A 5,275-nucleotide genomic window follows, 5' to 3' on the forward strand; every position below is an offset into this window, starting at 1 on the left:
ACCGCCACGCCCCACTATCGAGCCTCCACTCTGCAACTGCTGCCCGGCGACCACCTCCTGCTCTACACCGACGGCTTGATCGAGCACGCGAACGAGCTCATCGACGAGGGTCTGGACCGGCTGGCCCGCACCGTGCCGGCCTGCGTGGAAGCGGCCTCCTTCCTCGACGAACTCCTGGACGCCCTGGTCGACCCGCAGACCCGCTCCGACGACATCTGCGCCATCCACATCAGCCGCTGACCGCGCACGCCGGCCTCCCCCGCGAACGGGGGCCAGCGCTCACCCGCCGCCCGCCGACCAACCAGGCGGTCGTCGCCGACGACGTCGGGCCTGGCCCTGGTCACCGACGCGCAGCACGGCTGAGGCGAGCCACCCGAAGGCGGCGCGGAGACCCGAGCATCCGCCCTGCCAGGGAGCCCAGGACCGGGGCGCCGAGGTGCACGGAGCTGGCCGTGCCCGCGCGGGCGGGGCAACGGGTCCGCGACGAGTTGCGCGCAATCCCCGGGCCCGGGAGCGCACCCGTCACGGCGTCCGGCCGCAGTTCCCTTCGCGCTGAGCGTAGGTCTGCAGGAAGAGCGCCTCGGACAGGGCGATCCTGGCGATCTCGGCCGGGGCGACGCTCTCGTTCGGTGCGTGGACGCGGCACGCGGGCTCCTCGACACCGAGGACCACCATCTCGCTCGAAGGAAGGGTCTCGGCCAGGGCCGCGCACACCGGCACAGACCTGCCGTCCCCGCGCAACACCGGTGGGCGGCCGTAGGCGAGGGCCAGGGCGTCGCCAGCGGTGACGTGCGCGGTGCCGCTCAACGGCGTCTGCACGGGAGCCACCGCGCCTGCGAGCTGCGTGCTGACCTGCGCATGCCAGGGGGCGCGCGCCTGGAGGTGCGCGGTGAGGGCCACGGCGGCGGACTGGGTATCGACGCCGGGAGGAATGCGAAGACTCACGCGGGCGCGGGCGCGCGCGGACACGCTCATCGACGATCCGACGACCCGCGGGCAGTCGATGCCCAGCACCGTCACCGCGGGCCGAGCCCACAACCGCTCGGCGACGCTTCCGGTTCCCATCAGCTGGACACCCTCCGCCAAGCCCACCTCACGGCGGAAGGCCGCATCGGGGTAAGGCGCGCCGTGCCAGGCATCCGAGGGCGGCACTCCCTCGATGACGGTGTTCCCCCGGGCGTCGTAGAGGGAGTCGAGGATGCGGATCAGGGCGGCGAGCGCGTCCGGGGCGGGTCCGCCGAACATGCCGCTGTGCACGGCGGCTCGCATGGTCGTCACGGAGACGACGAGGTTCACGACTCCGCGCAGGGCGACGGTCAGGGCGGGGATCCCCTCCGCCGCTCCCCCGCTGTCGCCGATGATCACGGCATCGGCGTGGAGCTCGCTCGGGTGCTGGGTCACGTAACGCGTCAGGCCGTGTGAACTCTGCTCCTCAGCGCCCTCGATCAGCACCGTCACCCCGACTGGCAGCCGCTCGCCGAGGGTACGCAGCGCGGTCAGGTGGGCGACGACGTTGCCCTTGCAGTCCGCTGCCCCGCGCCCGTACCAGCGCCCTCCCCGGGCGCTCAGTTCGAAGGGCGGAGACCGCCATTCGTCCAGGTCACCCGGCGGCTGCACGTCGTAGTGCGCGTAGAGCAACACGGTCGGGGCTCCAGGAGGGGCAGGACTGCGGCCCACCACCGTGGGGGCGGCGTCGCCAACATCGACCACCCGGACGTCCATCAGTCCCGCGGACCGGAGCGCCCGAGCAGTGAACCGGGAGGCCTCGCTGCAGGGCCCGAGGTCGTAGAGCTGGGGATCGGCGACTGAGGGCAGTGCGACCAGGGCCTGCAGGTCCCGTTCCGCCTGGGGCATCCACGCCGCGATCTGCTCGGCAGTGACCATGTGGCCGCCGGGCGGAGGTGCGACAGACGACGCCATGGGTCTCCTCCAAGTCCAGTACCGCGCAGAAGGGGCCCCGCAGGCGCTCGTACGCCGCCCTGGCTCGCCAGCCGGCTGCCGCGTCGCGCGCATCTCCTGACCGCCGTCGAAACGCCTCCCCTGGACAGGACGGGTTCCCATCGGGACAGCCGGCGCAGTGTCAGGTCGTCCAGTTCGATCACCGGCTGTGGAAGGTCCATGCCAGGAGGATCGTATGCGGCCGCTTCGGCCGGCAACGGGATTTCGAAGCACGGTTTACCCGGACAGGTGACAACTAATCACACAGCGCAGGGAGATCAGCTGTCCGCCAGGAAAGAACCAAAATGTCCGCCGAGAGGGATTTGGGCGTGTCCGTTGACACACGGCCCCGTGGCGCACCGGGCTGGGCTGGAGTCCGCGTCGGCCCCGCGGCCTCTGCGTGCCGTGTCCAGGTCACCCGGCTGCCCGGGAGGACCCGCCGGATGACCGTCCGCGTCGACGACGCCCGGGCCGCGGCCTGCCTGGTCGACCGTGACCTGTCGAAAGCCGCGCAGGTCACGGTCGTTGTGCGGTCCCTCTGGCTGTTCCGGGTCGCCGAGGCGATCGCCCTCGCCGACCCGGACCTCTGCCCGGAGGACACCCTGGCCGAGCAGCGCCGGGTGACCTCACCACGAACCACAGCGCGGAAAGCACCGCCTACGGGTTCTCACCGTCGAGCCGCCGCAGGTCTCGTGGTCGGCGCTCGCGCTCCGCGCTCCGGTGAGGCCCGGGGCGGGTCAGCCGCAGGCCGCGCCGTTGAGCGTGAAGCCGCTGGGGGCCTGGTTGCCGCCCGAGTACGCCGCGTTGAACCCGACGGTGGTGCTCGCACCCGGTGCGAGGGCGCCGTTGTAGGAGAGGCTGGTCGCCGTCACCGTGCTGCCCGACTGGGTCCAGGTGGCGTTCCAGCCGTTGCTCAGTTGCTGGTTGCCGGGCCAGCGGAAGGAGAGCGTCCAGCCGTTGACCGGCGTGCTGCCGGTGTTGGTGAGGACCAGGGCGGCGGTGAAACCGCTGCCCCAGTCGTTCACCGTGTAGCCGACCCTGCAGCCGCCGCCCGTCGCGGCCGCCGTGGTCACCGTGACGGTGCCGGAGCGGGACGAGCGGTCGCCGGCCGTGTCCCTGGCGTAGACGGCGAAGGTGTAGCCGGTGCCTGGCTGGAGGCCGCTCACCGTCGCGCTCGGGCTGGTCGGGGAGGCCACGACGGTCTCGGCGCTGCCGGCCACCTGCACCACGTCGTAGCCCGCCAAGCCGGTGGAGCTGGTCGACGGGGTCCAGCTCAGGTTGACCGAGGTGCTGGTGACGGCCGAGGCGGCCGGCGTGCCGGGGGTGGTCGGCGGGGCGGTCGCGCTGCCCGGTTGCAGGGTGAGGAGCACCGCACTGTACGGCGCGACGGTCTGCGATCCGGCGGTGCCGGCGCTGGCGGTGGTCAGCGCCGCCGCGGCCCCTGCCATCGTGGTCACCGTCGGCGTCCCCGAAGCGGGGGTGAATCCCGCGTAGTTCAGGCTCACCTGGTAGCCGTTGGCCGGGTCGTCGTTCACCAGCAGGACGCGCAGCGAGCCGTCGGCGACCTTCACCGAGTAGGCGTGCAGCAGGGACTGGCTCGAACCGGCGTAGACCAGGGTGTCGCCCGGGTGGACGAACCGGCTGAGCAGCGTCAGCCCGTTGTAGGCGGGAAACGGCGTGTCGGCGGAGGGCTCGCACAGTTGAGTGCCGCTGACGGTGCCACAGCTCCCGTCGGCGAGCATGCCGTAGTCGCCGTAGCCGGCCGAGCCGTAGAGCGAGGAGCCGTTGTCTCCGGTGGTCACGATGCCGTTGTGGATCTGCCACCAGTCCACGCCCGCGACGCCGCCTGCGAGCCAGCCGAGGTAGTCCTGCGGCAGGAACAGCGCGTTGACCAGACCGACGGTCTGCTTGCCGGGGTTGGACGAGACCGAATTGGTCTCGGTCACCATGATCGGTACCGAGCTGCTGCCCGCGTACTGGCCGAGCTGGGAGCGCAAGGTGCCGAGCATCGTGGGGATCTGGGCCGCGTCGGCGAGCAGGCCGGCGTCGGTCGGGCCGGGCGGGGTGACGCTGCTCGGGTTCTGCGGGTACCAGTGCACGTCCGCGAATCCGATCTGGCCGGCCAGCGCCGTCATCACGGTCTGGTTCCACGGCTGCGGGCTGCCCGCCGAGGTGGAGCCGTCCGGCCAGTTGCCGGGCGCGGTCAGCACCACGCCGACCTGGATGGTCGGATCCACGGCTTTCATCGCCGCGATGTAGGCCTTGACGTTCTGCGCGTAGACCGCGGGCCCGCAGTCGGTCGGGTTCGTGCCGGTGGAGCAGTGCTTGTCGGTCTCCCAGTCGGCGCCGTACGTGCCGTTGCCGTAGACCTCGTTGCCGATCTCCCAGTACTTGATGTGGTAGTCGTGCGTGACGTTGGCGTACCGCACCCAGTCGGCCGCCAGCTGCGCGCCGGTCTCGGCCGGGCTCTCGGCGGCGCCTATGACGTCGCCGCTGCCGTAGTTCACCGTCACCATGCCCTGGGCGCCGGACTGCTGGAGCATGGTGGCGTACTGGTCGAAGTCCACCGCCTGCGGTCCGTTGGCGAGGTCGCTGTTGGTCTTCCAGTCGTAGCTGTCGGACGAGCTGCCGCCGGGGAAGCGCACCAGGCCGACGCCGGCCTGCTTCAGCAGCCCCGGGACAGCGGCGTCGCTCAGCTTGCTGTCGTAGACCGAGGCGTTGGTGCCGATGGCGGTGGCGGGCACGGTGGCCACGGACTGTGCGGCGTTGACCCTCACCGTGGCAGCGGTGGCGGCGAAGGTGACCGCGCCGGCGCTCGGCGCGGAGCTCCACAGCGGAGCGGCGGCCACAAGGGCGGCCGTGGCCAGGGCGGCAGGCAGGCGTAACCTGCGCGCTCGGGATCGCATGGGCATGACTTGTCTCTCCAGACGGGTGGGTGACGCCGGAGCGTCGCGGGCGAAGAGGAGTCCGGACCGCCGGCGGTGCCCCGACGGTGGGCCGGGGCCCGGCAGGGCGTCAACGGTGCCGCCTGGCGAGGGTGCCCTCTGGTGGGCTCACCTGCGGTGATGGAGGGGATTCGGCCCGTGTAGCTTTCACGGTCCCGTCGCTCCGGCTCCGGCGCCCGCTGCGCGGGGGCGTTGCCGGGGTTGGGGGGGTAGGTCAGCCGAGGGTCCAGTGCTGGTTGCTCTGGCCGCTGCACGTCCACAGCTGGACCAGGGCGCCGTCGGCGGTCGAGGCACCGGTGACGTCCAGGCACAGCCCGGACTGGACCCCGGTCACCGAACCGTCACCGTTGAGCCGCCACTGCTGGTTGGCCTGGCCGTTGCACGGCCACTGG

The 5,275-nt window shown here is 72.0% G+C and carries 4 protein-coding genes; 1 reads left to right on the plus strand and 3 read right to left on the minus strand.

Annotated features, from left to right (window positions below; all coding sequences use genetic code 11):
* The coding region (locus tag TR48_RS21635) for a SpoIIE family protein phosphatase (protein WP_042369878.1) at positions 1-240 on the plus strand (240 nt) is incomplete at its 5' end.
* 282 nt (positions 241-522) lie between these two features.
* Here the strand turns inward: TR48_RS21635 and TR48_RS21640 are convergent.
* The 3 genes from TR48_RS21640 to TR48_RS40705 all read right to left on the minus strand — a co-directional run.
* Positions 523-1,920 carry a dipeptidase gene (locus TR48_RS21640; protein ID WP_236652259.1) on the minus strand — a complete coding sequence of 466 codons (1,398 nt, stop codon included), beginning with the start codon at positions 1,918-1,920 and terminating at the stop codon, positions 523-525.
* A 755-nt stretch (positions 1,921-2,675) separates the two neighbouring features.
* Positions 2,676-4,850 (minus strand): cellulose binding domain-containing protein, encoded by a 2,175-nt coding sequence (locus TR48_RS21645; protein ID WP_152628096.1) that lies wholly within the window; start codon positions 4,848-4,850, stop codon positions 2,676-2,678.
* Between the two features lie 247 nt (positions 4,851-5,097).
* The coding region (locus TR48_RS40705; RefSeq protein WP_161789878.1) for an RICIN domain-containing protein at positions 5,098-5,275 on the minus strand (178 nt) is incomplete at its 5' end.

It is taken from the genome of Streptacidiphilus neutrinimicus, assembly GCF_000787815.1.
GTDB classification, from domain to species: Bacteria; Actinomycetota; Actinomycetes; order Streptomycetales; family Streptomycetaceae; genus Streptacidiphilus; species Streptacidiphilus neutrinimicus.

Coding starts and splice junctions, on each gene's coding strand:
- TR48_RS21645 (WP_152628096.1), bottom strand. CDS start 4,850: ATGCCCATGCGATCCCGAGCGCGCAGGTTACGCCTGCCTGCCGCCCTG.
- TR48_RS21640 (WP_236652259.1), bottom strand. CDS start 1,920: ATGGCGTCGTCTGTCGCACCTCCGCCCGGCGGCCACATGGTCACTGCC.